Here is a 20336-nt window from a genome sequence, read left to right on the forward strand (position 1 = left end):
TACACTTTGTTCCTAAAATTGGCTCCTACGTCGAATTTTCTGCCCTGCTGCCAATTTATTCTTCCTCAAAGTGCAAAGAAAACTCGCCGATTGGCGAGCCCCTTAGGGCGAAGACAGAGGCGTAGTTGCACTTACACTTTGTTCCTAAAATTGGCTCCTACGTCGAATTTTCTGCCCTGCTGCCAATTTATTCTTCCTCAAAGTGCAAAGAAAACTCGCCGATTGGCAAGCCACGGCGAACGCAGTCCAATGGAAAAGCCCGCTTTACTTTTATATGTACAGCAAAAAGGCAGCCCGGATAGCTGCCGTTCGTTCTTCAATATGTTTTCTTCCATTCGCCAGGATATCCGGACGAGTATTATTGCTCCATTTGTCTTGCCAGGAATCCTGCAGCAGTTTCAACGGCTTTTTGCTCCACATCCCCAAGGGTTCCCTCTTTGGAGAAAATGATGACGGCACCAATTGGGTCGCCATTGGCGATGATTGGCCCGATTGTATAGGAAGACAGTGACTCGTCAATTCCATCTATGAGGGCCACTGTACCTGGCTGGTTCATAATGATGGACCCGCGGTCCTCCATCGTTTTTTCAACAAGTTCACTTATGTTTTTATTCAAGTAATCCTTTTTGGAACCGCCCGCAACCGCAATATAAGTATCTCTGTCACAGATCAGTACAGGATTTCCAAGACTGTCGTATAATGCTTCTGCATATTCTTTTGCAAAATCGCTTAACTCGCTGATTGGAGAATATTTTTTTAGAATGACCTCCCCATCACGGTCAACGAATATTTCCAGGGGATCTCCTTCACGTATGCGCAGCGTTCTCCTGATTTCTTTAGGAATGACGACACGGCCCAAATCATCGATTCGACGAACAATACCAGTTGCTTTCATCTCAACGTTGCCTCACTTTCATCTGATGATTTTTTTCAGTAATGACGATCCTAATGATAATTGCTGGAACTGATTGATAATCATTACCAAGATTGAACTTAGTATCTTTCATATGGAAAGTTCTATACACATGCAAGAATATTTTCTATCTAGGGGCATAAAGGTGGCAAATACGGATAAACTTTCCAGAAAAAATGCCTGCACCTTTGAATTACCCTTGTCTTTCTTATTTGAAACACTTTCCAATTTTACATTTGCATTACAAAGAACTTTCCGTTAAGTTACGATACAGGATTACTATGTTCCCTCTTTGAGTCGTGAAGCCCCTTAATCATGTCAAACGCTACATCGAGAAGCTTGCTTTGATCCAATCCCTTTGTATGGATGACCATTTTCAATTTTTTGCCTTCCATTCCCAATCCGACCGTTTTGCGGTGCTGGCTTGAGATCTTGAAAATCTTCTGCCCGTCAATTTCATTGCTTGCTTCTTCTGACAATAAAATATTAACCTCCTGCTTCATCTGCTTGATCGCTTCAACCCCTGCAGTTTCAGCGTAAACCTTCAGTTCTGCTATTTTAAATAAATAAGCGACCTCGTCAGGATAGTCTCCAAACCTGTCTGTCATCTCATCCTGCAGTTCTTCAATATCCTTTAAAAGTGTAATGCCACGGAAGCGTTTGTACATCTCAATTTTTTGATGCCCGTCAGAAATGTAGGAATCTGGTATATATGCATCTATTTCAAGGTCTATTTCAAGCAAAGGCCTTTTAACAATCTCTGGTCCTGCCTTTCTTTCTTCTATGGCCTCCTTCAACATTTGCGAGTACAAATCAAACCCGACTGAATCGATGAAGCCGTGCTGTTCGGCTCCCAGGAGATTGCCTGCCCCGCGGATCGATAAGTCACGCATGGCAATTTTGAATCCGGATCCAAGTTCAGTGAATTCCTTGATGGCCTGCAGCCGCTTTTCAGCAACTTCAGTCAGCACCTTGTCCTTCCGGTATGTGAAGTATGCATAGGCCACCCGGTTTGAACGTCCGACCCTGCCTCTAAGCTGGTAAAGCTGGGACAGTCCCATTTTGTCAGCATCGAACACAATCAGTGTGTTGACATTTGGTATATCAACACCTGTTTCAATAATCGTCGTGCTGACGAGAACGTCGAATTCTCCTTCAAGGAAACCGAGCATGGCAGATTCCAGTTCATTTTCGGTCATACGGCCGTGGGCATAGGCGACCCTGGCATCAGGGACCAGCATCGAAATTTCTTCAGCTTTCCTTTCGATGTCCTCGACCCGGTTGTACAGAAAATAAACCTGTCCGTCCCTGGCGAGCTCTCGTTCAATGGCCTCTCGGACAAGGCCTCCATTGTACTCCATCACATAAGTCTGGACTGGGAACCGGTTTTCTGGAGGTGTTTCGATGACTGATAAATCCCGGACACCGAGCATGGACATATGAAGCGTCCTTGGAATCGGTGTAGCAGTCAAGGTTAAAACATCAACGTTGGTTTTTAACTGCTTGATTTTCTCCTTATGGGTGACGCCAAACCGCTGCTCTTCATCAATGATCAGTAAGCCGAGATCCCTGTAGGATATCTCCTTGGATAATAGCCTGTGGGTTCCGACCACGATATCCACTGTTCCTGCTTTTAGGCCTTTAATTGTTTCAGTCTGCTGTTTTCTTGTGCGGAACCTGCTCAACAAGCCGATTTCAACGGGATAATCCTGAAATCTTTCTCTCATCGTTTCAAAATGCTGTTGGGCTAAAATCGTTGTTGGAACAAGAAAAGCGACTTGTTTGCCGTCCGCGATCGCTTTAAATGCCGCCCTGATCGCCACCTCGGTTTTCCCATAGCCAACATCACCGCAAAGAAGCCGGTCCATTGGGCGTTCACGTTCCATGTCTTTCTTGATTTCATGAATGGAGCGCAGCTGATCCTCTGTCTCCTGATACGGGAATGAAGTTTCAAACTCCCTTTGCATATCACCGTCCGGTGAAAAGGCATAGCCTACGCTTGATTCTCGCTCCGCGTACAGCTTTATTAGGTCATCGGCGATATTTTGAACCGACGATTGTACCTTGCTTTTCACCCGTTTCCAGTCGCTGCCTCCGAGCTTATAGATTTTGGGTTCCTTGCCCTCCGAGCCTACAAATTTCTGCACAAGGTCGATTTGTTCTACTGGAACGTACAGCTGATCTGTCCCTTGGTACCGTATATTAAGATAATCCTTATGGACCCCGTTTATTAAGAGTGTCTCAATCCCGAGGTATTTCCCAATACCGTGATTGACGTGGACAACATAATCCCCAATTCGCAGCTCCGAATAGCTCTTGATGCGTTCTGCATTTGAAAGCTTTTGGCGGCGGGGTGGTTGTTTCACTTTTTTGTTGAACAGTTCTTCTTCTGTGATGACAGCGATTTTCTGGATCGGCAATTCAAAGCCGGTATTCAAACTGCCTGCGCCGATTTGGGCCTTTCCTGGCGAAAGCATTTGCTGCCTATTAATGACCGATGCATCAATATCATAGTCTTCGAGCACTCTTTCAAGTTTTTTGACCCTTTCACCATCAGGGCCCAACAAAAGAATTGAAAAATTCCCTTTCTTCCAACGGTCGATTTCAGCCTTCAATACATGCATCTGGCCGTGGAAATTTTGCATCGGTTTGCATGAAATGTTGATGATATTTTGCGGATTCGTGTTTGGGACATGCCTTAAAAACAGCGACATGTACACGACCGGTCGCCGCGATTTATGAATCAGGTCAGGAAGATGGTGGGACATTTTCACATCGTGTATAATCTGGCCTTCGCTTAACAGGCTTGTATACCACTCTGCTTCCTCTTTATTCAGGGAATCATTCATTTCCTGGACCCTGCTGATTTCATCTATAAAAATAAATCCGCCTTCTGGCAAGTAATCTATTAAACTTTCGGTGCTTTTATATGCAAGCGATAAGTATTTAAACATTTGATCGGGTTTTTGCCCGTTTCTTAACTGTTCAAGCTCATAGCCTACATTCTGGGCCATGAGGGTTTTAGCTTTATCATTATTAAGTTTTTGCAGGCTTTTGGCCAGCCCGTCCTCCAAATGTTCAACCAGCCTGCTTAAATCCTCTGCTCCGACCGGAGTTTCTGTTGCCGGTCCTATCGTAACCGCTTCATGCTTATCTTTCGAACGTTGATCGTCCAAAGAAAAGGACCTGATCGAATCTACTTCTGTGTCGAAAAGCTCTATTCTTAAAGGGTCCGCATACGTAAGAGGATAAATATCGATAATTCCTCCTCTTACACTGAACTCCCCGGGAGCCGAGACCATGTCGGAACGGGAGTAGCCCATACTCACAAAATGAAGAAGCTGTTCGTCCAGATCAATTTCCTCGCCCACTTTAAATGTGATCTGAAATTTGGACCATATATGCTTTGGAGGAACAATCTTTCTTAACCCGGCCATAGGCACAATGATGATTCCATTTCCCTTGCTGCTCCAGTAATCCAGCGCCTCTATCCGCTGTGCCCTCAGCTCGGGGCTGGCGATGCTGATTTCTGCCGCAATCAATTCGTTTGCCGGATATAAAAATACTTCATCTTCGCCTACCAGATTAGACATATCATCGTAAAGCTTTTGAGCTTGTAAAAGATTATGGGTCACCAGCAGGACAGGCCTTTTTGTCTGTTCGTACAAAGCGGCCAGGAAAACAGTCCGTGCCGAGCCGGACAGGCCCGCCACTAGCTGTTCCCTTAACCCTTCTTCCACGCCACTTATAATGGAATGGACATCATCCTGTTGACTAAAAATAGTTTTTAGCCCTTGCATCCTTACCTCTCCCTCTCTATATGGAACCTCTCCATATCTTTCCAAGAATATAAACAGAAAAATGCTTTGGATTAAATTCCAAAGCTTGTTAATGGATTAAATAGTCGTGTTCATGTAAATCCGGATTTCGTTCCAGCGCTTCCTGGCAGTCTTCGCATATAGACTTTATATGAATGTCACCCGTATTTTCATAAGTAACCATATCATGCCGTTCTTCGTCTGTCAGCTTATGGATCCCGAGGTGGTCTGCGTGCACAGACATTCTGTGCAAGGAGCCGATTTTTACCCCGCAGTGCCGGCAAAAATAATGAATCGCCATGCCTGTCCCTCCCAAAATGTGCAATTACTAATATTATGAGCTTTTTGGGAGAAACTTATGCATATGTCCATTTTATGTTGTAAGAAAAGCGCAAGCGCCCTGTTCAGCGGCGTATGGCCTGGAGCACTCCAACCGAGATACAGGAAACACGAAGTGCCATAGGCGATTCGATGTTGACTTATCGTAGGGCGGAGAGTGAAGGACACTAGCCGCTGGAGCTGGACAATTTTCAAAGTCCTTTATCTGAATTATATTATCACAATAAAATATATGTTTACTGATTATACGTATTCATCACATCAAGAAAGGGTTTCTTCAGCCATGCCTCACATGCGTCGGCACAATGCTTTACCACCTGTTCGATTGCTGCCTGTTCCTCTTTGGCAAAGCGCCCGAGCACATAGTCAGTAATCGGCATCGGTGTAACAGGACGGCCAATTCCAACCCTGATGCGGTTAAAAGATTGTGAACCAAGGTGGGCGATCGTCGATTTGATTCCGTTATGCCCCCCTGCGCTGCCCTTTTGCCTAAGCCTGATTTTTCCGACCGGCAAATCAAGGTCATCATATATGACTGCAAGCTCCTCCAGTCCAATATCATAATAGTCCATTACAGCCCTGATCGACTCTCCGGACAAGTTCATATAAGTCAGGGGTTTAAGCAGGAGTACCTTTTCACCGCTCATGTTGCCGATGCCAAAAACCCCTTTGAATTTTGCCTGGTTTAAAGGAATATTCAATCGGCCGGAAAGCGCATCAATCACTTCAAAACCTATATTATGCCTCGTTTTTTCATATTGCTTCCCAGGATTCCCCAGTCCCACAATTAATTTCATTCTGCCAGCACCTCATTTAATCTTCGGCCACAAGAATTGTAAAAGACGTAACCCTAAAAGGTTACGCCTCCTTATTAAGTTTCACTTGCGTCTGTTTCTCTGCCTTCTTCATTTTCAGGAGTTCCAGGCTCTTGCTGTTCGCCTGAACTGATCTCTTCTTCCTGCTTCGGAGGGAGAATCGAAACAAGCACCGTTGTTTCATCTTCGCTGATGCTGTAATCGGCCCCTCCTGATTGAATGTCTGCCACCGTAAGGTTTTCCCCGACCTGGAGGTTCGACACATCTACTTCAATTGTCGATGGGATGTTAGCCGGCGTCGCAGTGATAGTCAGTTCGTGCACCGGCTGCTGCATGACGCCTCCATCCTTCACTCCTGCAGCATCGCCTATGAGAACCACGCGGACGCTGGCGCTAAGTTCTGTAGACATATCCACCGCAAGAAAATCGGCATGAAGTATTTCGCGTTTAATTGAATCCTGCTGATAGTTGGTGAGCATTACGTTTTTGGGGTTCCCGTTAATATCCAAAGAAATGATTCCATTTCTGCCAACCTCACGGATCGTTTTAATAAAATCAGCACCGTTTATATAAACTGGTCTGCTTTCCGTATTTTTGCCATAAACCACTGCCGGAATATTCCCTTGTTCCCGCAGCTTCCTTAACTCAGAATTCCGGAATGCTTTTCGTTCTTTCGCCTGTAAAACTGCACTCATCTTCATGTCCCCTTCCAATTAATAAGTTCTAAGGCCTCTCTTTATAAAAAATGCCCCAAAACAGGAAGGTCTAAACGTTCTGGCTAAGTTCTGCCAGTTAATCAGTTTTTTTGCAAGCACTCGAGGCCTGCCTTTGATGAAGGCAAGCCTGTTTCAATTTATCAGTCAAACAAAGTACTTACGGACTGCTCTTCGTGCACACGGATGATTGCTTCACCAATCAATGGCGCGACAGATAACTCAACGATTTTGTCAATTCGCTTTTCCTCTGGCAATAGAATAGAATTTGTAACAACCAGTTCCTTAATTTTTGAGTTTTGAATGCGTTCAATGGCAGGTCCCGAAAGGACTGGATGTGTACAGCATGCCAAAACCTCCAATGCCCCGTTTTCAACAAGCGCATTAGCGGCAAGGGTAATCGTTCCTGCCGTATCGATGATATCATCGATTAATATGGCTACTTTCCCATCAATATTTCCTACAATATTCATGACTTCAGCAACATTCGGCCTCGGACGGCGCTTATCAATGATGGCAATCGGCGCTTTCAGCCTTTCCGCCAATTTACGGGCACGGGTCACTCCTCCGTGATCAGGTGAAACGATAACAATGTCACCGTCCACTGCTTTGTTTGTAAAGTAATCAGCAAGGATTGGCACACCCATTAAGTGGTCGATTGGAATATCAAAGAATCCTTGAATTTGGGGTGCATGAAGGTCAAGCGTAATGACACGGGTCGCACCGGCAGTTTCAAGCAGATTTGCAACAAGCTTGGCTGTGATAGGTTCCCTGGATCTCGCTTTCCGGTCCTGGCGCGCATAGCCGTAATATGGCATTACGATATTGATTGTTTTGGCAGACGCGCGTTTTAAAGCATCAATCATGATCAAGAGCTCCATGATATGTTCATTTACAGGACCGCTCGTAGACTGGATGACAAACACGTCGCATCCGCGAATGCTTTCTTCAATGTTAATCTGGATCTCCCCGTCGCTGAAACGTGAGACAGAGCACTTGCCCAGCTCAACGCCAATTACTTTTGCAATTTCTGCGGCCAGTGCCTCGTTTGAATTGAGTGTAAATACTTTTAAATTTGGATCTAAATACTGGTTCGACATATGGACCTCCAGGGAGTTATTTCTTGAAATTGAGCTGTTCTACATAATTTTCTTTATTGACTTGCCGTGCACGCGCAATTGACAGGGCATCCCCGGGAACGTCTTCAGTAATCGTAGAACCCGCGGCAACATATGCACCTTTACCGATTGTGACTGGTGCGACAAGGTTTGAATTGCAACCGATGAATACCCCGTCTTCTATTTTTGTCAGATACTTATTTTTACCGTCATAATTGACTGTAATTGATCCACAGCCGATATTTACATCTTCCCCAACTTCTGCATCACCGATATAGCTTAAATGGGAGGCCTTGCTGCCGTTGCCAATTACCGCTTTCTTGATCTCTACAAAGTTGCCGATCTTCACATCGTCCCCAATATGTGAATCAGGCCGAATATGGGCAAATGGCCCAATATTTACATGGGATCCAATTTTACTGTCGAATGCGGCAGATTGGCGGATAACCGTATTATCCCCAATTTCACAATGGCTAATTTCACTGTTTGGGCCAATGATGCATTCAGTGCCTATCACAGCTCCGTCGGTAATGGTTGTCCCTGGAAGAATGACTGTATCCTGGCCGATCGTCACATCTGCACCCAAATAAGTGTTATCCGGATCAATTAAAGTGACACCATTTCTCATATGGAGTTCATTGATCCGTTTTCTCATGATCCGTTCAGCCTCTGCCAGCGCAACCCGGTCGTTAACCCCAAGGGTCTCCTCAAAGCTGTCCGTTACATAGGCTGACACCGCTTCACCTTGATTTTTCAGGATTTCAATCACATCCGGCAAATAGTATTCGCCCTGGACATTGTCATTCGAAACTTGCTGGATTGCCTCAAAAAGTGCTTTGTTATCAAAACAATATGTGCCAGTATTGATTTCTGGAATGGTCCGTTCTTCTTCCGTGGCATCTTTATGTTCAACTATCTTTTCAACAAAACCGCTCTCGTTCCTGATGATTCTTCCATAGCCAGCGGGGTTTTCAGCAATCGCCGTCAGGATTGTAGCCTTGGCATTTGTTTCTTCATGATGGCTTATGAGCTGCTCCATTGTTTCTGCTTTAATGAGAGGAGTATCCCCGCAAACAACAAGAGTAACGCCTTCTTTTCCCTGGAGCATGTCCCTGGATTGAAGTACGGCATGAGCAGTGCCGAGCTGTTCAGGCTGCAGTGCATATTTAATGTTCTCGCCGAGCCGGGCTTTCACTGCCTCCGCCCCATGCCCAACGATTGCAACTATCTCGTTTATGTTAAGGCTTTGTACTTGATCGACAACGTGCTGGACCATTGGTTTGCCGCAAACAGGATGAAGAACTTTATAAAGCTTGGATTTCATTCTCGTTCCCTGGCCGGCGGCTAAAATAATGGCATAACGGTTAGACATTTGCAGGCCTCCAATTTACCTTTTTATCCATTACGAATATATCTTAAATAGCCGCTCATTTCAAGATATGTGGAATACGTACAATTATCTGTCAATTAAGATTGTAGCGTGAGGATGGAATAACGTATGACTGAAAGGGTTTATTCAGGAGCAGGCCGGGGAATCAACTAATATAGAGGACCAGCTTTTCAACTTCGTGAAAACATCTGGAAGCGCTTTAAACAATAAAAGAGCCTTACTTATGAAGTAGGCCCTCGTTGTTTTGTTTATATTACTTAAGAAGCTCCAGCTTCTTCAAATTCAACTTCCATTTCACCAAGCCGGTGGTATTCTGCCAGAACAGCTTCCTGTATTTTGCCGCGTGTTCCCGAATTGATCGGGTGGGCTATATCACGAAACTCTCCGTCAGGTGTCCGTTTGCTTGGCATAGCAACAAATAAGCCGTTATTGCCATCTATGACACGAATGTCATGGACAACAAATTCATGATCAAGAGTGATTGATGCAATCGCTCTCATCCGTCCATCTGTATTAACGCGGCGCAATCTTACGTCAGTTACTTCCATTTTGTTCACCACCTTTACAAATAGATAAAAATCTAGTTATTTAATTCCACAATCATTTCCAATTTCCTGCTTAAATATAAATATTTTTTAAAAAAATAGGGCAAATCGATGAATTTTTTAACAAGGAGGGCATTTTCTGTTAATTTCAAACATTTTGATAGCGAAAAATTCCTAATGACAAATGTACCAGGCAAAAGAAGAAGTATAAAAAATACGCCCGTTATTTAACGAGCGCAACTACTTCAATCTCTACCAGGGCGTCCTTGGGCAGCCTTGAAACTTCAACAGTGGAACGCGCTGGTTTATGCTGGCTGAAATATTCCTGATACACTTCGTTGAGGAGAACAAAATCGTCCATGTTTTTTATAAACACTGTAGCCTTGACGACTGTGTTTAAGGAAGCACCTGCCTCCTCCAGTACTGCCTGGAGGTTTTTAAAGACTTGATGGGCCTGAGCTGTAATGTCGCCCTCGACCATGTTTCCTTCCGGCGTTAAAGGAATTTGTCCTGAACTGTAAAACATATTATTTACGACAATCCCTTGTGAGTAGGGTCCTATTGCTGCGGGCGCACCGTTTGTTTGTACGATCTTCACTTAATCCACCTCATCCATCATTTTTAGCAAATAGTTTAGTTAATGATTAGAATTCGTTTTTAAAAAGTAATTCCCTTCAGAAACGGTGATCTTTTTTTCTTTCACATCTACATTAGAAAGGCGGACAAGCGACCAATATTCGTCAACCAGCCTTTCTTCGATGTCTTCAGACTCTACAAGAACAGCGATACCAGCCAATACAGCATTAAATTCCTCTAGAAGGTTGATCATTCCGTTTACGGTACCCCCGGCCTTCATAAAGTCATCCACAATAAGAACTTTCGAGCCTTCAGCCAGGCTTCGTTTTGATAGTACCATTGTCTGTATCCTCTTTGCCGAACCGGATACATAATTAATGCTCACAGTCGAGCCTTCAGTCACTTTGCTGTCCCTTCTGACAATGACGACAGGTACATTAAGATGGCTTGCCACTGCATAAGCAAGCGGAATTCCTTTTGTAGCAACAGTCATGACTACATCAATATCGGCTTTAGCAAAAGCAGAAGCCAATAGGCGTCCGACTTTTTGGACTATAGCAGGATCACCCAGGATATCAGTCATATATAAGTAGCCGCCCGGCAGCAGTCTCTCTGGGCTGGCCATAATGGAGCAAAGCTTATCAATAAACTTTTTGGCATCCTCATCACTGACATTCACGTAAAATTTTACTCCCCCCGCGGCACCGGGTACCGTTTGTAAAATGCCGATGCCCCTTTGCTCGAACGTTTCTTTTATTATGCCAAGGTCTTCACTGATGGAAGACTTAGCGGAACCGTAGCGTTCAGCAAAATACGTCAGTGGCACTAACTGGCGAGGATGTTCCATAAGATAATTTGTCATGTCGATCAAACGTTCACTACGCCGAAATTTCATTGGAAACCTCCAAAATCCGAATATTATAACGATAATATAACATTAATATACGGATTTAATCAAGAGTATGCCGCTCACCCAGCAAGCGGACCGCAAATACCTGATCACAAAAGCCTCTCAGCCCATTATAAATACGGTGCATTCTGGAATCATGCTTGACGAGGCTAAAAACAGTAGGTCCGCTGCCGCTCATCAACACTGCATCGGCTCCAAAACGTTTCATCTGTTCTTTTATTTGGGCTACCTCAGGGTAAAGAGAAAGCGTGACGTCCTCAAGCACATTACCCACGCTGCTGCAGACACCTTCAAAATCATTGGTCTTAATGGCGGAGATCATCCGGTTTATATCCGGATGCCCTATCCCGTTAACATCCAGCCTTCGGTATACTTCCGCGGTTGACACTCCGATAAACGGCTTGGCAAGCACGACCCAGCATGTCGGCGGAGGAGGAAGCTCGGCAATCAGTTCTCCTCTACCCTTCGCCAGCGCGGTTCCCCCATAAACACAGAATGATACATCCGAACCTATCTCGGATCCAAGTTGCGCAAGTTCATCCATCGACAAGCCGAGGTTCCACAACTTGTTTAACCCTCTGAGGGCCGCAGCTGCATCGCTTGAGCCCCCGGCTAGTCCGGCTGCGACCGGTATGGCTTTTTCAATTGTAATCGAAACGCCTTTGTCTATGTTAAACCGTTCCTTTAATAACCGCGCAGCCTGATAAGCAAGATTGCGCTGGTCATCGGGGACAAAGCGATTGTGGGAATTAATAAGGATTGCATCCTGTTCGAGCAGCTCCAATTCTATTCGATCGGCTAAATCAATGGTTGTCATGATCATTTCCACTTCATGATAACCATCCGGACGTTTATGTAATACATCCAAAGACAAATTGATTTTGGCCGGTGCTTTCACTAAAAGCTTCAATACTTCCACCTACTTCAAGTAATTCGACAATAATAACCCATTTTTTGTCCTATTTTACCACAAAATCACAAAAGTAAGACTTGTTTCGCTGAACTATCATACAGATACACTATTTTATCACTTAAGAAACGCTGAAAATAGCCATTTCACAAATAAATCATTTGTTATTTAGGCATACAAAAAGCCGGGGAAGAAACCCCGGCTTACCGCGATGAATCTGCTGAATTGATTTGATCAGCCCTGAACAGGCTGTGTCAGGCAGCCGCAAAGACTTGTTCTTACAGAAAGAATTACCGCATTTGATTCATAAGCTGCTGCTGAGCCAGTTCCACAGCCCGTTTCACCAAATTCCCAGCGTCCTTCGACCTGATTCCGCCCCAGCCTTCCCGCTGGACGACATCATAAAAGCCGAGATCCCTGGCAAGCTCTTCTTTAAATCTGTCAGACATAAGGCCTCGTCTTCTGCCCACTGTGACCATCTCCTTTCGTCACCGCGGTTTTTTTATTATCCTTTGGAGCGACACTTTTCATGTGCCCCTAATTTATCCTGATCTTTTCATGCTGCCAATTGGATTTATTCGTGAGAAAGGCAAATTAAAAAGCAGTAAACGATTGTCCACTGCCCGCTTTTGCCTTAAGCCATTGATTAACTTAAAGCTATATTTCCTGTTGTATCCTCATAGAAGGTAATTTGTACCGTTTCTGTCAGCACATCCGCATAACTGTACGATACTCTTTCAAATGCATTTTCATCCTGGTCCAGTTCAATTACGAAAACAGAAGGATAGGTTTCTGCTAGTACACCCGAACGCTCAATCGTCTTTCTGCGTCCACCGTTCGCCTTTAGTAAAAGTCTTTTTCCTAAATTTGAATCAAGAGCTTTTTTGATATCCGATAATGTTTTTGGCATTCGGTCCACCTCACTATGTAAAGTATAACATGCTGACACATCTCCGTCAAATAAAAACATAAATTATAACAGTCACCAAAATTGATTGTCAATATTTTTCGATCTACTTTTTCTTCTATTTTTCAACAAATTTATTTTGAGCTTAACTGATTCAAATTATGTATTGCCATTAAAAAAAGCCGTTATCACTACGGCTTATTCGTCCATGATTTTTTTGTAGGGCATCCCCGTCCGCAATACCCCTTTTGTCTCAATGCCGCCAAGCCCTTTCTCACCGGTTAAGGTATTTCTTAACACATCCCAAACATTTATTCGCTCCATAAAAGGTGTAAAGCTGATTTTAGCCACGATATAAACAGGGTCAAGTGCATGGATATTAACTCGGGAAGGTGAACTGGCAAAATTGGCGCCTGCCTGAATTAATGATTCAAAATGGGACTGGCATGCACCCGCAAATATGACAAGCTGGTCCAGGTGGGGGATTTTCCTCCTGGCCTCCCTTACCGTCTGGGCGAAATGGCGGGAGTGCCGGTAAGCGTTAAGGTCTTCCATTCTTCCTTTTGATTTTGAATAAGCATCATGTCCAGTAATGACAAGAATATCCGGCCGATAGTAATCAAGCAGGTTCCCTATTTTTGCAGGCATTTCTTTTTCGTTAGAATGAATTCCATATACCGGAACACCTATTTTCTCATATAATGACAGGCACTTTTTTAAATAGTTTGAATCCCCATCCACATGGAGCACCCTTCCCGGCATTTGGAAAAAATTAAAGGATTTGCTGTAACCGGAAGTTGCGTCATATTCTTGCTTTTGCTTTAACAAATCGACGTCCTGTCGAAATAAATGGTAAGATTGTTCCTCCAGTGACCTAAACTCCTGGGTTAACCGCCTTCGCATTCCAGGGTCAATCTTAATCAGGTCCTCATATGGCGCATCCGCGATCAGCCGAAAATCCTCCCCATACAAAATGGCTGTCTTCCTGCCGTGCTCTTCTATTAAGTCAATGACCCTGAACATGATATCGCATTTATACGAAATCCTTCCGACTATATCCATAAGGGTAATGCTCACCATCGTCACTCCAAGCAGGCCCTCGGAGGGCATTCTTAATGTCGTTCCTTTCATAGGCTATGCTGAAACCTGTAGTCATGTGAACATCAAAGCGTCTGCCTTAAAATGCAAAAAGGCCCGATTATGGCAGGGCCCGGTCAAGATTGCGGAGTATGGGTGCTGCAGCTTATTGGATAAAAATCGGATAAAGCTGGTCGCTTAGACGGGCAAATTCTTGAATGGAAAGAGTTTCTCCCCTTCTTGATTCTTCAATTCCCGCTGCATGTAATGCTTTAATAATCTGGTCTTTTTTAAGTTTCCCGTCTGGCAGCTGGCTTGATAAATTGTTCACAATTGTTTTGCGCCTCTGGGCAAAGCTGGCTCTTGTTACCTGGAAAAAGAAATTTTCATCCTTGACCGCTACAGCAGGCTTTTCACGCAAAGTAAGCCTGATTACCGCGGAATCAACATTAGGCTGGGGCACAAATACCGTCTTAGGGACAATCATTACCGTTTCAGCAATGGTGTGGTACTGCACAGCAATCGAGAGCGAGCCGTATTCCTTTGTCCCCGGACTGGCTGATATCCGATCGGCAACTTCCTTCTGCAGCATCACGACAATACCACGTATCGGCAATTTTTCTTCTAATATCTTCATTATAATTGGAGTCGTTACATAGTATGGGAGATTTGCCACTACCATTATGTCTTTTATGCCTTTAAACTCAGTTTGAATGATATCCTGAAGATCCGCTTTCAAGACATCCTGGTGAACAATGCGTGTATTCCCATAAGGGGCCAGTGTATCCTCCAATATTGGCAGCAGGCGCTGGTCAATTTCAAAAGCAACAACTTTTTTACTTTTCCTTGCAACCTGTTCTGTTAATGCGCCAATTCCAGGTCCAATTTCAATGGCGCCCGTATGCGCCGACAATTCAGCATGCTCCACTATCCTCTTTAATATATTTGTATCAATTAAAAAATTCTGCCCTAAGCTTTTTTTAAAGGAAAAGCCGTATTTTTCGAGGATTTCCCTTGTGCGGGCGGGAGTAGCTATATCTTTATGCATCTTGTTCCTCCTGACGGATCGCGGCGATTGCAGCCCCAAAATCCTGTTTGCTTATCTGAAACATCCTCAGTCTTTTATGCAGTTGTTTACCGTTTGCATAACCGATTTTCAGAAGCTTTCCCAATTTTTCTCTTCTTTCCTTCGATTTTTCGCCGCCAATAAGGCCTGCGTCAATCAAGTCATCCTGGGTAATTTGCTCCGGTCCTTCTTCATTCATGAACTGGGCATCCTTCAGGGCTTCCCTGATTACTTCCGGGGAAGCATGTTCCACCCCAACACCGCGGCCAGCCTTTTGCAACGCCAGTTCTTTTGAAATAAAAGCATGCTTACAGCCCGGCACCTGCTCGGAAATGGTATTACGGATTTTTTCACCCGGATAGTCAGGGTCTGTAAAAACAATGACTCCTCTCGTTTCCTGGGCCAGCTTGATTTTGTTGATGGTTTCATCGTTTATTGCAGATCCATTTGTTTCGATGGTATCTGCATCAATTGCCCTTTTGATTGCTCTTGTATCATCTTTTCCTTCAACAACGATAATTTCTTTTATTTTCATGATTCCTCCGAAAAAATTTTAAAAAACTTGAAACATTTTTGAAACATTCTGCGTCTATATAAGTATAATTCAAATATAAGAAGTAAACGGTCCGTTTTAGTATACCTTAAATTTAACGGCACAACGCAAGTCGCAATCCATTTTACCAAACATGGGCCAGGACATAAATTAAAAAATGCAGAGGATGGTTCCCCTGCATCTAAGATTTATTTCAGGATTGTAATTTTGACACGCCTTGATCCCCAGCGATACGCATCAGACTTGTTCGGCAGGAACACATCAATTTTGTGCCCTTTGATTGCTCCGCCCGTGTCTGCAGCTACCGCATACCCATAACCTTCAACATACACCTTTGTGCCTAGCGGAATCACACGCGGGTCAACCGCAATTACTTTCATCCCGGGATTTGCCCGTAAATTGATTCCTGTTGCGGTAACGCCGGAGCACCCGTTACAGTCGGCGGTATAGGCCGTCGAATGGACATATAATTCTTGTCCTGAAACTTCAGTTGTGCCGCGGGACACCTGCTGGGTAATTACCTTTGTTCCCATTGCCACGACTTTATCCTGTTTATCCCTGACTTTCGTTTCACTGACCAGCGTTCTTGATACTTCCTGGCCGTTTTCCAGAATCACTTCAAACTGTTTGGACAACAGGCCTTCCTTGCCTTCTGTTTCAACCTTTTCTTTTCCTTTTTCAAGGTTCGGGTCATGCTTCGTAACGATTGCAAAGTTAATTGGTTCTTCCACTACATCGGTGACTTTTTGTACTCGAATGACGTTTATCACGGCATTTTCGGTGACTGTCTGTTTCAATTCAGGTTCTACACGGTCCATTTCGGTAAGTGTAATCCCTTGCTTTGCTAAAAAGTCAGCGACCGTAGTCGAAGTTGACCAGAGCTGTTGTTCCTTGCCGCCATCGATAAGTTTTAACGGGAATGCTTTTTGAACGGCAATCTTCATGTCTTTTTTCAGCTTTGCTTCCGGTTTAGGGGTCAGTTTGTCGTGTTCGTTGATAACAATATTTTGCTCTTCCAGGAAATCTTCAACTGTTTCGGCTGAAGTCCAATAAGTCTTCTTTTTAGAATCCTGTACGAGCTGTACCTGCTTCGCCGGCTTCCACACAATTTTCAGGTTTTCCTTAATCTTCGTGTCTGCTGCCAGCGATAAATAGTCTTCTGTGCGGATGGAGATATTGAGATCTTCAAAAATATCCTCAATCGTTGTTGCGTGGGTTTTGATGACTTTATCTTCACCATCCAGTGTCAGTGCAACAGTTTTTTTCGTCCCTTCATACATGAAGTAACCGAGAGCCGCTGCAAAAACTAGGAAACTAGCAGAAAAAATCACCAGTTTCTTTTTACTCGAAGACTTGGAAAACAGGTTTTTCATGTTTAATGGCACGATGAAAAACGCCTCCTTTTCTCGGAGTGATTATTAAAACTATGTTGCCGAATTTGACCGCTTTCCGCGCGTAATCCATATTATGCAAGATACATATGCAAAAGGAAAGCAATTCTTCTCGACACAGTCATCATATGTAAACGTAAAGATATGTAGAACTTTTTAGAACTAGAAAAAAATAGGACAAGCTCTATTAAGAATCGACAATAAATCCTGTCATTTAATGCCGAATAATTTTTTTGCATTGCTTGCTGTTTTTTCGGCTACTTCCTCTAAAGTTATCCCTTTCAGCTGTGCTATTTGCTCGGCGACAAGCTTTACATAAGCAGGTTCGTTTCTTTTTCCCCTGTAAGGGTGGGGCGTTAAGTATGGACAGTCTGTTTCAATTAATAACCTGTCAAGTGGGATTGACTCTGCGACTTCTTTTGGCTTTTTTGCATTTTTAAAAGTAACCGGTCCTCCAAGCGAAATATAGAAATTCATATCGATACATTCCCTGGCAATTTCTACACTGCCACTATAGCAATGCATGATCCCGCCAACCTCCGCTGCATCTTCTTCCTTCAATATTTCAACTATGTCTGCTGTCGCGTCACGATTATGTATGATAATGGGCAGTTTAACCTCTTTGGCCAGCTGGATTTGCTTCCTGAAAACCTCTTTTTGTATTTCCTTCGGAGATTTATCCCAGTAATAATCCAATCCCATTTCTCCCAAGGCGACTACTTTAGGATGGCCGGATAATTCCCTTAGCCATACGAGGTCATCCGCTGTCATATCAACAGCGTCTACCGGATGCCAGCCTACGCTCGCATAAATGAAATCATATGTATCGGCAAGCTCGATTGCTTTAGTGATGGTAGGCCTGTCGAAGCCCACGACAACCATTGTAGAAACACCTTCGTTTAGCGCCCTGTCGATCACTTCCTGTAAATCTTCCTGGAACTGTTCAGCATTTAAATGGACATGTGTATCAAAAAGCATATGAAACTCCTTAGTCTTTTATATATTTCTTTCACTGTTAAGCATTTATGTCTTATTTTAACCCTTTTTTGAAAAATTACTTTACAAAGGCAGGATTTTTCGCAGGTTGCCATAAATTATGTGTCGATATGATAACTTTTATTATAAAAACGGTCAAATATTTTATAGTTTGTGCTCTTTTGGCTCACACACCATACATCGGTAACAGTCCGGCCTGTGAGCTATGTACCAACTTGGCAACAGGGTGTGGGTAGAAAATCCTATAAAAAAGAAAACATAGAAATGTTTACCCGTTTTAGTTACACATGAAACATTTCTATGTTTTTCCATTATATTTATTTTACCCGTGCTCCAAGGGGCAGTGAATCGGCAACGGTTGCCAATGATAACATCCCGTCTTTTGAACCTGCAAGGATCATCCCCTCCGATAGTTCTCCGCGCAAGGTCACCGGTTTTAAGTTTGTTACACATATTACCCTTTGTCCAATCAAATCCTCAGGCTTATAGAACTGTGCTATGCCTGAAACAACCTGCCGCTTTTCATATCCCAGATCCAGCTGAAGCTTTAACAATTTATCAGCCTTTTTTACAGGCTCTGCATGGATGACTTCCGCTACCCTTAAATCTACTTTCATAAAATCATCGATCGTTATTTCGTCTGCTTGTTCTGGTTTTTCTTCTTTCGCCGGCAGAGCGCCCTGCATCTTTTCTTTAATAAAATCTACTTCTTCCTGTATTTCAAGCCTTGGGAATATCGGCTCTGCTTTTCCAACCTTTGTGCCTTCTGGAATGGCCCCAAACGCTTCAAGACTATCCCAGCTTGTCAAAGATATATCGAGAGTGTTCAGTTGCTCAAAGATTTTTTGTGGTGTTCTTGTTAAAAACGGCTGCAGCAGGATTGCGATTTGGCGCAATGACTCAGCAAGATGGACCATTACATTCGCGAGTTGCGCTTTTCTTGTTTCATCTTTGGCCAGTGTCCACGGCTGGGTTTCATCAATATATTTGTTGCTGCGGCTGACCAATTGCCATATAACAGAGAGAGCAACCGAGAATTCCATGTTTTCCATCGCTTCTTCATACTTTACAATTGTGTTCCTGTTTACCTCAAGAAGCTGTTTATCATATTCTCCTTCAGAGCTGCTGTATGCAGGAATCACACCATCAAAATATTTATTGATCATGGCAATTGTGCGGTTTAACAGATTGCCAAGGTCGTTGGCCAAGTCAAAATTAATCCGGTCAACAAAGCCTTCCGGAGTGAAGACGCCATCAGAACCAAATGGTACCTCCCGCAATAAATAATACCGTAAAGCATCCAGGCCATAGCGGTCTATTAATGTCACAGGATCTACGACATTTCCCTTCGATTTCGACATTTTCCCGTCCTTCATCAGCAGCCAGCCGTGAGCAAAGACCTTTTTCGGAAGAGGGACATCCAGGGCCATCAGCATTATTGGCCAATAGATGGTGTGGAAGCGCACGATTTCTTTTCCGACAAGATGAACATCGGCGGGCCAATAGTTCAAATACTTGGCATCATCCTCAGTGCCATAGCCTAAAGCTGTAATATAGTTCGACAAAGCATCGATCCATACGTAAATCACGTGTTTAGGGTCTCCAGGAACTTTTATTCCCCAGTCGAAGGTAGTTCTCGAAACAGCCAGGTCCTCAAGCCCAGGTTTGATAAAGTTATTGATCATTTCATTTTTGCGGGATTCCGGCTGGATGAACTCAGGGTTTTCCTCATAATACTTCAGCAGCCGGTCAGCGTATTTGCCCATCCTGAAAAAATAAGATTCTTCTTTCACGAGTTCCACCGGATGGCCGCTATCCGGGCTTTTGCCGCCAACAATCTTTCCATTTTCAATAATCGGATCAACTAGTTGGATCTCTGTATAATAGGTTTCATCCGGAACTGAATACCATCCTTCGTATTGGTCTAGATAGATGTCCCCCTGATCAAGCAGTTGTTTAAATAACTTTTCAACAACCTGCTTATGGCGGTCTTCAGTTGTGCGGATAAAATTATCATAAGTTATATCCAGCTTATCCCAAAGCTCCTTGATCCCAGAAACGATTCCATCAACATATTCCTGCGGTGTAATGCCAGCTTCTTCCGCTTTCCGCTGAATCTTCTGGCCATGCTCATCGGTGCCTGTCAAATACATCACATCATAGCCCCGCATCCGTTTGTACCGGGCCATTGCATCCCCTGCCACTGTGGTGTACGCGTGGCCGATATGCAGATTTCCGCTTGGATAATAGATTGGGGTGGTAAGGTAAAAAGTCTTTAATTTTTCCTGCATCAAATTCA

General features: G+C 43.8%; 19 protein-coding genes. All 19 read right to left on the bottom strand.

The genetic code is table 11. The features are described from left to right. Window positions 1-358 precede the first annotated feature (358 nt). The 19 genes from spoVT to metG all read right to left on the bottom strand — a co-directional run bounded on the left by spoVT (window position 359) and on the right by metG (window position 20328). Entirely contained in the window at window positions 359-895 is a 537-nt protein-coding gene (spoVT, locus tag CVD19_RS19165; RefSeq protein ID WP_101584547.1) for a stage V sporulation protein T, read from the bottom strand. A 281-nt stretch (window positions 896-1176) separates the two neighbouring features. Beyond that, the gene (mfd, locus tag CVD19_RS19170; protein ID WP_101584548.1) at window positions 1177-4713 is read right to left on the bottom strand and encodes a transcription-repair coupling factor; all 3537 of its coding nucleotides are present in this window, start codon (window positions 4711-4713) and stop codon (window positions 1177-1179) included. Window positions 4714-4801: 88 nt separating this feature from the next. Next, window positions 4802-5032 carry an anti-sigma-F factor Fin family protein gene (locus tag CVD19_RS19175; RefSeq protein ID WP_101584549.1) on the bottom strand — a complete coding sequence of 77 codons (231 nt, stop codon included), beginning with the start codon at window positions 5030-5032 and terminating at the stop codon, window positions 4802-4804. A gap of 274 nt (window positions 5033-5306) precedes the next feature. Beyond that, window positions 5307-5867 carry an aminoacyl-tRNA hydrolase gene (pth, locus tag CVD19_RS19180; protein WP_101584550.1) on the bottom strand — a complete coding sequence of 187 codons (561 nt, stop codon included), beginning with the start codon at window positions 5865-5867 and terminating at the stop codon, window positions 5307-5309. Window positions 5868-5941: 74 nt separating this feature from the next. Then, entirely contained in the window at window positions 5942-6580 is a 639-nt protein-coding gene (locus tag CVD19_RS19185; RefSeq protein WP_101584553.1) for a 50S ribosomal protein L25/general stress protein Ctc, read from the bottom strand. A gap of 161 nt (window positions 6581-6741) precedes the next feature. Then, window positions 6742-7698 carry a ribose-phosphate diphosphokinase gene (locus tag CVD19_RS19190; protein ID WP_101584555.1) on the bottom strand — a complete coding sequence of 319 codons (957 nt, stop codon included), beginning with the start codon at window positions 7696-7698 and terminating at the stop codon, window positions 6742-6744. Window positions 7699-7714: 16 nt separating this feature from the next. Further along, a complete protein-coding gene (glmU, locus tag CVD19_RS19195) occupies window positions 7715-9088 on the bottom strand; it encodes a bifunctional UDP-N-acetylglucosamine diphosphorylase/glucosamine-1-phosphate N-acetyltransferase GlmU (protein ID WP_101584558.1) in 1374 nt (457 codons plus the stop codon). A 275-nt stretch (window positions 9089-9363) separates the two neighbouring features. Continuing rightward, window positions 9364-9654: a septation regulator SpoVG gene (spoVG, locus tag CVD19_RS19200; RefSeq protein ID WP_101584560.1), complete on the bottom strand. Its 291-nt coding sequence runs from the start codon at window positions 9652-9654 to the stop codon at window positions 9364-9366. Window positions 9655-9874: 220 nt separating this feature from the next. Then, window positions 9875-10249, bottom strand: a complete 375-nt coding sequence (locus CVD19_RS19205) for a RidA family protein (protein ID WP_101584562.1) — start codon at window positions 10247-10249, stop codon at window positions 9875-9877. 39 nt (window positions 10250-10288) lie between these two features. Further along, window positions 10289-11122 carry a pur operon repressor gene (gene purR, locus CVD19_RS19210; RefSeq protein WP_101584564.1) on the bottom strand — a complete coding sequence of 278 codons (834 nt, stop codon included), beginning with the start codon at window positions 11120-11122 and terminating at the stop codon, window positions 10289-10291. Window positions 11123-11177: 55 nt separating this feature from the next. Beyond that, window positions 11178-12047, bottom strand: a complete 870-nt coding sequence (gene ispE / locus CVD19_RS19215) for a 4-(cytidine 5'-diphospho)-2-C-methyl-D-erythritol kinase (RefSeq protein WP_101584566.1) — start codon at window positions 12045-12047, stop codon at window positions 11178-11180. Window positions 12048-12337: 290 nt separating this feature from the next. After that, window positions 12338-12517, bottom strand: coding sequence for a small, acid-soluble spore protein, alpha/beta type (locus CVD19_RS19220; RefSeq protein ID WP_101584568.1), 180 nt, complete (start codon window positions 12515-12517; stop codon window positions 12338-12340). Between the two features lie 176 nt (window positions 12518-12693). Further along, window positions 12694-12957, bottom strand: coding sequence for a biofilm formation stimulator Veg (veg, locus tag CVD19_RS19225; RefSeq protein ID WP_101584571.1), 264 nt, complete (start codon window positions 12955-12957; stop codon window positions 12694-12696). Window positions 12958-13152: 195 nt separating this feature from the next. Further along, window positions 13153-14034 carry a sporulation peptidase YabG gene (gene yabG, locus CVD19_RS19230; RefSeq protein WP_308314886.1) on the bottom strand — a complete coding sequence of 294 codons (882 nt, stop codon included), beginning with the start codon at window positions 14032-14034 and terminating at the stop codon, window positions 13153-13155. 163 nt (window positions 14035-14197) lie between these two features. Further along, a complete protein-coding gene (gene rsmA / locus CVD19_RS19235) occupies window positions 14198-15079 on the bottom strand; it encodes a 16S rRNA (adenine(1518)-N(6)/adenine(1519)-N(6))-dimethyltransferase RsmA (protein WP_101584574.1) in 882 nt (293 codons plus the stop codon). Next, complete coding sequence (gene rnmV, locus CVD19_RS19240) at window positions 15072-15632, bottom strand: ribonuclease M5 (protein WP_101584577.1); 561 nt, start codon at window positions 15630-15632, stop codon at window positions 15072-15074. Before rnmV ends, rsmA begins: the two co-directional genes overlap by 8 nt. A gap of 206 nt (window positions 15633-15838) precedes the next feature. After that, complete coding sequence (locus tag CVD19_RS19245) at window positions 15839-17023, bottom strand: G5 and 3D domain-containing protein (RefSeq protein WP_101584620.1); 1185 nt, start codon at window positions 17021-17023, stop codon at window positions 15839-15841. A 228-nt stretch (window positions 17024-17251) separates the two neighbouring features. Further along, the gene (locus CVD19_RS19250; RefSeq protein WP_101584580.1) at window positions 17252-18019 is read right to left on the bottom strand and encodes a TatD family hydrolase; all 768 of its coding nucleotides are present in this window, start codon (window positions 18017-18019) and stop codon (window positions 17252-17254) included. A gap of 335 nt (window positions 18020-18354) precedes the next feature. Beyond that, on the bottom strand, window positions 18355-20328 hold the full coding sequence (gene metG / locus CVD19_RS19255; protein WP_101584583.1) for a methionine--tRNA ligase: 1974 nt from the start codon (window positions 20326-20328) through the stop codon (window positions 18355-18357). Window positions 20329-20336 lie beyond the last annotated feature (8 nt).

This window comes from Bacillus sp. T33-2, from assembly GCF_002860205.1.
Taxonomy (GTDB): domain Bacteria; phylum Bacillota; class Bacilli; order Bacillales; family Cytobacillaceae; genus T33-2.

What these genes read in the sequence shown, in the direction of transcription:
- purR (WP_101584564.1), bottom strand. Translation starts at nt 11,122, where the DNA reads ATGAAATTTCGGCGTAGTGAACGTTTGATCGACATGACAAATTATCTT.
- mfd (WP_101584548.1), bottom strand. Translation starts at nt 4,713, where the DNA reads ATGCAAGGGCTAAAAACTATTTTTAGTCAACAGGATGATGTCCATTCC.
- CVD19_RS19245 (WP_101584620.1), bottom strand. Translation starts at nt 17,023, where the DNA reads ATGAAAAACCTGTTTTCCAAGTCTTCGAGTAAAAAGAAACTGGTGATT.
- CVD19_RS19250 (WP_101584580.1), bottom strand. Translation starts at nt 18,019, where the DNA reads ATGCTTTTTGATACACATGTCCATTTAAATGCTGAACAGTTCCAGGAA.
- CVD19_RS19185 (WP_101584553.1), bottom strand. Translation starts at nt 6,580, where the DNA reads ATGAGTGCAGTTTTACAGGCGAAAGAACGAAAAGCATTCCGGAATTCT.
- CVD19_RS19190 (WP_101584555.1), bottom strand. Translation starts at nt 7,698, where the DNA reads ATGTCGAACCAGTATTTAGATCCAAATTTAAAAGTATTTACACTCAAT.
- pth (WP_101584550.1), bottom strand. Translation starts at nt 5,867, where the DNA reads ATGAAATTAATTGTGGGACTGGGGAATCCTGGGAAGCAATATGAAAAA.
- yabG (WP_308314886.1), bottom strand. Translation starts at nt 14,034, where the DNA reads ATGGTGAGCATTACCCTTATGGATATAGTCGGAAGGATTTCGTATAAA.
- spoVT (WP_101584547.1), bottom strand. Translation starts at nt 895, where the DNA reads ATGAAAGCAACTGGTATTGTTCGTCGAATCGATGATTTGGGCCGTGTC.
- CVD19_RS19175 (WP_101584549.1), bottom strand. Translation starts at nt 5,032, where the DNA reads ATGGCGATTCATTATTTTTGCCGGCACTGCGGGGTAAAAATCGGCTCC.
- glmU (WP_101584558.1), bottom strand. Translation starts at nt 9,088, where the DNA reads ATGTCTAACCGTTATGCCATTATTTTAGCCGCCGGCCAGGGAACGAGA.
- spoVG (WP_101584560.1), bottom strand. Translation starts at nt 9,654, where the DNA reads ATGGAAGTAACTGACGTAAGATTGCGCCGCGTTAATACAGATGGACGG.
- rnmV (WP_101584577.1), bottom strand. Translation starts at nt 15,632, where the DNA reads ATGAAAATAAAAGAAATTATCGTTGTTGAAGGAAAAGATGATACAAGA.
- veg (WP_101584571.1), bottom strand. Translation starts at nt 12,957, where the DNA reads ATGCCAAAAACATTATCGGATATCAAAAAAGCTCTTGATTCAAATTTA.
- rsmA (WP_101584574.1), bottom strand. Translation starts at nt 15,079, where the DNA reads ATGCATAAAGATATAGCTACTCCCGCCCGCACAAGGGAAATCCTCGAA.
- metG (WP_101584583.1), bottom strand. Translation starts at nt 20,328, where the DNA reads ATGCAGGAAAAATTAAAGACTTTTTACCTTACCACCCCAATCTATTAT.